This is a genomic window from Arsenophonus endosymbiont of Bemisia tabaci Q2 (genome assembly GCF_902713415.1).
Lineage (GTDB): Bacteria > Pseudomonadota > Gammaproteobacteria > Enterobacterales > Enterobacteriaceae > Arsenophonus.
Genome location: NZ_CACTIE010000283.1, coordinates 1 through 1,519, shown reverse-complemented (window position 1 = coordinate 1,519; position 1,519 = coordinate 1). Strand labels below are relative to the sequence as shown.

At 36.5% G+C, this 1,519-nt stretch carries 3 protein-coding genes; all 3 read right to left on the bottom strand.

Annotated elements, in window-relative coordinates; translation table 11 throughout:
• The coding region (locus tag ARSQ2_RS11300; RefSeq protein WP_181995348.1) for a hypothetical protein at positions 1-206 on the bottom strand (206 nt) is incomplete at its 3' end.
• A gap of 265 nt (positions 207-471) precedes the next feature.
• On the bottom strand, positions 472-642 hold the full coding sequence (locus ARSQ2_RS11295) for a hypothetical protein (RefSeq protein WP_181995347.1): 171 nt from the start codon (positions 640-642) through the stop codon (positions 472-474).
• Entirely contained in the window at positions 642-1,118 is a 477-nt protein-coding gene (locus tag ARSQ2_RS11290) for a lysis protein (RefSeq protein WP_181995346.1), read from the bottom strand. Before ARSQ2_RS11290 ends, ARSQ2_RS11295 begins: the two co-directional genes overlap by 1 nt.
• Between the last annotated feature and the right edge of the window lie 401 nt (positions 1,119-1,519).

Below are 1,519 nucleotides of genomic sequence, written 5' to 3'. Positions count from 1 at the left end.
TTTCTATATTTTTCTATAGGAAAAGTCTTCACATATTTTATTCTTGAAGTAGGTATAAATAATTCTATTCGCTCAACCGTTGTAAAGTTCAAAAAATTATTATTTATTACTGGTTCATATATTGATACATACCCCTCTTGAGTATCGCTTTCATAAAAAGAAACCTGTATTGCATAAGGGCCAATTGGCCTAATTCTTGTCATCATTATTCATTCTCCAAGAGGAGACAGCCTGTTTTCAAGAAATTTAATCCATGATTTAATTTTTTCTTTTAGAAACACGCAGTGACCTATTGCTTCATAATGTGGCGCTTGATTTAATGTCATTTTTAATTCCTCTTTATCATTTACCCAACATCTTAATGATTAGAGGATGTCTTTTCTGTATTCCAGACAAAGACTCCATACAAGGATCTTTGGCATTTTTAACCGCTTCAATATCATCTTCACTTGGCGATTCAGACAATGGCATTCAGTGGCTTGCTGTGCACGTTTTCTGGATACCTTGACAACAATCTGAATAGTGGAAGTGGGAATTACCCAGATCAATGCCAACTAGCTGACCTTTTGTATTGTTATTATAAAATAAGTACTTTATCGTCACAATATCTGGCAGACGAACACGACAATCAATCCAGTTCATTAATTCTTCGCTTCCTGTTGATGAGACAAGACGACTTGCCGCACATAGTTCTGCAAGCCGTTTATCTGCTCTTCCGCAATTTCGATTCGCCGTCTGAGGATGAAATAATTTCGTTGAGCGGTGTAGTCAAGTCTGGCGCTGGTTGCATCATCCAAGCCGGAGGGGGTGGTATTGGCGGACACATTGGAACAGGTTGCTTTGACGTGCAACCGGCGACGACTAGTAGCCACATCGTGCTCAAGCTGGGTAATAAGTTTCTTATCATATTCAAGTGCTTTAGTGTGTTGTGTATCTAACGCCGAGATGGTCCGTATTTGATGGCTTAACTGCTCAAATACAACCTGCTGTTTTTCTCTATCCGATATAGCAATCTTTCGTGCTTTCTCCGTTTGATAATACAGTGTTCGATAATATAGGGTTGCGCCTAACATTGAAGCTAGTAGCGCTACGATAACAAGAGGGATTTTCCAGTTCATTTTTCTACACAATACGCTTACCTAAGAAACAACATAGAGTATTTTAGGGGTGCTCTAAACCTTGCAAAAGGTTATGTAGACGTAGCTCTTAACAAATTAACTAATACATTCATGAATAACGAACAAGGTAGATTTGAAATTAATCATGAACATCCATTAGTGAAGTATGCAGAAAAGGTCTTTGTCACTACAGATGATAATATACTAGCCAATATAGCAATCAGATTACACGACTCTATAAGCAATATGAAAATGTACTTTGATGAGAATCATGATATATATTTTGCAACAGCTATAGCTGGACGACTTTAAAATGATTACAAGTAATTACTCTATATCAGTAAATTTATATTGGAGAAAAACATATATTTTGTAGTCAAAATTAAGACGCTTAGCTATAA

Excerpts from the sequence above, each read along its gene's own strand:
- ARSQ2_RS11290 (WP_181995346.1), bottom strand. The coding sequence starts at position 1,118 with ATGAACTGGAAAATCCCTCTTGTTATCGTAGCGCTACTAGCTTCAATG.
- ARSQ2_RS11295 (WP_181995347.1), bottom strand. The coding sequence starts at position 642 with ATGAACTGGATTGATTGTCGTGTTCGTCTGCCAGATATTGTGACGATA.